This window comes from Rhizobacter sp. P3_B12 (assembly GCF_056402895.1).
Genome location: NZ_JBFUGN010000729.1, coordinates 1 through 3,192 on the forward strand (window position 1 = coordinate 1; position 3,192 = coordinate 3,192).

The 3,192-nt window shown below is 70.2% G+C and carries 3 protein-coding genes; all 3 read right to left on the reverse strand.

What is annotated here, in order from left to right:
• Window positions 1–88: 88 nt before the first annotated feature.
• Entirely contained in the window at window positions 89–529 is a 441-nt protein-coding gene (locus tag AC1D01_RS26995) for a YfiR family protein (protein ID WP_477871861.1), read from the reverse strand.
• A 215-nt stretch (window positions 530–744) separates the two neighbouring features.
• Window positions 745–1,968, reverse strand: coding sequence for a sensor histidine kinase (locus AC1D01_RS27000; RefSeq protein ID WP_477871863.1), 1,224 nt, complete (start codon window positions 1,966–1,968; stop codon window positions 745–747).
• The coding region (locus AC1D01_RS27005; protein WP_477871865.1) for a methyl-accepting chemotaxis protein at window positions 1,965–3,192 on the reverse strand (1,228 nt) is incomplete at its 5' end. The genes AC1D01_RS27000 and AC1D01_RS27005, both read right to left, overlap by 4 nt.

Consider the following 3,192-nt stretch of genomic DNA (forward strand, 5'->3'; position numbering starts at 1 on the left):
GTCTTGCGGCGCAGCGGCAGGTGCTGCCGGCCGAACCAGCGCGAGGCCAGGGCCAGCACGTTCTTCGAGATGCGTTGCAGTCGCTGCATCACGGCGTCTTGTCCTGGTTGACGGTGCGGGCGAGCCGCAGCAGTTGCGGCGAGAGCACCAGCTGGGTGCGTTCGGCCTGCGTCAGGTTGATGTCGAACTGCATGCGCTGGTCGCCCGCGAACAGGCGGATCGTGCCGCCGCTGCGCAGGAAGGCCGGATCGTCACCGACCGTCAGGACCGGCAGCGATGCGGCCGCCTGCAGCAGCGCGTTGCGGCTTTCCGTCGTGCTGGCGACGTACAGCAGGTCGCAGCGCGCGACATCGGCCGCGCCGGGCCCGATGCGGCGCAGCCGCACCGGCCGGCCGCGCACCATCGTGCCATCGGCCGACGAGAACGCCCCGTACAGCGAATCGCCGGCCGACACGCACAGCCGGAACGCATCTGCAGGCGCGCTGTCGGGCCACGTGACGTAGCGCGCGAAGTTCAGCGTGAAGGCCACCCGGATCGGGTCRATCTGCGCCGTGTCGACCTGGGCCGATGTGACGCACAGGGACGCGGCACACAGGATGGCGACGAGGCCGCGCCGCAGGGTCTGCGTCGTTGTTCCGGGAGCGGCGGCGTGGTTCAGTGGGCTTCCTGGCTGAGCGGCATCGAAGACGACCGGGGGAGATCATCTTGCCATGGGGCGCGAAGAGGCCCGGCCGGGTCCGCCGGTCATGGCGCGGCAAGGCTGTTCCCTTGCGATGCGAGCGTGAAATGGAAGGTCGTGCCCTCGCCCGGCAGCGAACTCACCCAGATGCGCCCGCCGTGGCGTTCGACGATCTTCTTGCACAGCGTGAGCCCGATGCCAGTGCCGTCGTAGCGGGAGCGGCTGTGCAGCCGCTGGAACAGCACGAAGACCCGTTCGAAGTGGGCCGGCGCGATGCCGATGCCGTCGTCGCTGATGCTGAACTGCCACCCGTCGCCTTCGCGCCGCACCCCCACGTGCACCCGCGGGCCCGGGCCGTTGCGGAACTTGATCGCATTGCCGATCAGGTTCTGGAACAGCTGCACCAGCTGCGTCTGGTCGGCCGCCACGGCCGGCAGTTCGTCGTGCGTCACGCTGGCCTGGCTCTCCTGGATGGCGACGTGCAGGTTGCGCAGCGCCAGCTGCAGCACCTCGGCGCATTCGGTCTGCTGCAGCGGCCGTTCCTTGCTGACGAGGCGCGAGTAGTGGAGCAGGTCGTTGATGAGCTTCTGCAGGCGCTTCGCGCCATCCACCGCATAGCCGATGAACTCCCGGCCGTCGTCGTCGAGCCGGTCCTGGTAGCGCTCCTCGACCAGCTGCAGGTAGCTCGCGATCATCCGCAACGGCTCCTGCAGGTCGTGCGAGGCCACGTAGGCCAGCTGCTCCAGCTCGGAGTTCGATCGCTGCAGCGCGGCCTGCGTGCGCTCGTGCGCGGCGATCTCCTCGCGCAGGCTGGCGTTGCGGGCCTCGACGCGGCGCTGCAGCTGGTGCAGCGTCAGGTGCAGGCGCATGCGGGCGATGACTTCGGCGACGTCCAGCGGCTTGGTCACGTAGTCGACGGCGCCGACCGAGAACCCGGTGAGCTTGTCGGGGGTCTCCGCCAGCGCCGTCATGAAGATCACCGGCACGTGGCTCGACGCCGCGGAGGCCTTCAGGCGGCGGCAGGTCTCGAAGCCGTCGAGCCCGGGCATCATCACGTCGAGCAGGATCAGGTCCGGGTGGACCAGGGCGGCGCGTTCGATCGCATCCTCGCCGTCCTGCGCCACGGCGACACGGTAGCCGTGGTGCGTGAGGAAGCGTGCGGCGGCTTCCAGGTTCGCCGGCAGGTCGTCGACGACGAGGATCGTCTGCGGGGCACCCGCGGGCGCTTCATCCGCGTCGTGCGGCAGGGCCGGGGTGCGCGGCGCTTCTTGCAAGGTGGTGGAGGTCATGGCGCGGCTCCCGAAGTGGCGGCGTTGGTGTGTGCATCAGTGTGTGCATCGATGCGGAAGGTCTCCACATGCTGGCGCAGCGCGTCCGACGAGGCGCGCAGCGAGCGCACCGCCTCGGCCGTCCGGTCGATGCGGTCGGTGCTCTGGCGCGCGCCTTGTTCCAGCGACACCAGCGCGGTGTCGACATGGCCGATGCAACGGTTCTGTTCGTCGGCGGCGTTCGAGATGGAGCCGAGCAAGCCGGTCAGCTGCTGCGCATTGGCCACCAGCTCGTTCATCTTGAGGCTCGCCTCGCTGCTGATGCGCGTGCTGCTCTCGACCCGCTGCACGTTGGTGTCGATCAGGCCGCGGATCTCGCGTGCGGCCGATGCCGAGCGGTCGGCCAGCGTGCGCACCTCGGCCGCCACGACGCCGAATCCCTTGCCGGCGCTGCCGGCGCGGGCCGCCTCGACGGCCGCGTTCAGCGCCAGCAGGTTGGTCTGGAAGGCGATCGTGTCGACGACGCGCGTCACGTCGGCGATCGTGGCCGACAGCTCGCGCAGCTCCGCCATGGTCTGTACCTGGCTGCGCACCGCATGCTGGCCGGCGTGGGCGGCCTGCACGTTCGCATCGCACAGGCGGGCGGCCGTGTCGACCACGCTGCGGGTGTGCCCGGCGGCCTGCGAGATCCGCTGCATCGCGTGCGCGCATTGCTGCATGTGGCCGCGCGATTCCTCGTTGCCGGCCACCAGCTGGCGGGCGTGACCGTCGAGGTTCGCGCTCGCGTCGAGCACGTGGCCGCTCACCTGCCGCACGTCGCCGACGATGCCCGAGAACGATTGCTGCAATGCCTTCGCCGCGACGATCAGCCGCGCCGCTTCATCGCGCCCCCAGGCGATCGGCGAGCCGGTCAGGTCGCCATGCTGCATGCGCGCCATGTGGCGGGCGACCACCTCGAGCCCGCCCTGGGTGGCCAGGCGGAACGACCAGAACAGGTACGCGGCGAGCAACAGGCTGCCCAGCAGCATCGAGATCACGGTGTTGCGGCGCACGCCGGTGTCGTGCAGGCGCTGCTGCAGCAGCCGTTCGGTGGTCGACAGCGCCTGTGCGTTCAGTGCCCAGAAGCCTTCGAACGCGCGTGTGCCGGCGGCCTTGAAGCGCGACACGTCGCCCTTGACGCTGCTGCCCAGCAGGTAGCGGCGCGACAGCCCGCGCAACTCGGCCGCTGCGGGCACGCCCTTGTCG

Coding starts and splice junctions, on each gene's coding strand:
- AC1D01_RS27000 (WP_477871863.1), bottom strand. CDS start 1,968: ATGACCTCCACCACCTTGCAAGAAGCGCCGCGCACCCCGGCCCTGCCG.